The sequence below is a fragment of the Erwinia plantamica genome, from assembly GCF_043420595.1.
Classification (GTDB): Bacteria; Pseudomonadota; Gammaproteobacteria; order Enterobacterales; family Enterobacteriaceae; genus Erwinia; species Erwinia aeris.
Genome location: NZ_JBGCUC010000114.1, coordinates 1 through 416, shown reverse-complemented (window position 1 = coordinate 416; position 416 = coordinate 1). Strand labels below are relative to the sequence as shown.

Genomic DNA, 416 nt, shown 5'->3' with positions numbered 1-416 from the left:
TGTTAAACATTTTACATGAGCTGTTTTTGGAAAATGTTATATGTACGTGATATACTGATGAAGGATTTAATTGAAAAGGGAGTGTTTTGAATGGCGAAAAAAGGTTATTTTTTAATGGATACTGGCGAAAAAATCGAATTGGATTTATTCCCAAATGAAGCACCAAACACGGTTGCAAACTTTGAAGAACTAGCAAACAGCGGATTTTATAATGGGGTTATTTTCCACCGTGTTATTCCTGGTTTTGTAAGCCAAGGTGGAGACCCAACTGGTACAGGTATGGGTGGAAGCGGCAAAACGATTAAATGTGAAACTGCTGGCAACCCACACAAACACGAAGCAGGTAGCTTATCTATGGCTCACGCTGGGAAAGATACAGGCTCAAGCCAATTCTTCATCGTACACGAACCACAACC

The 416-nt window shown here is 39.9% G+C and carries 1 protein-coding gene; it reads left to right on the top strand.

The window, feature by feature from the left end:
- Positions 1-90 precede the first annotated feature (90 nt).
- A partial coding sequence (locus AB3U87_RS22345) for a peptidylprolyl isomerase (RefSeq protein ID WP_394150624.1) occupies positions 91-416 on the top strand: 326 nt, incomplete at its 3' end.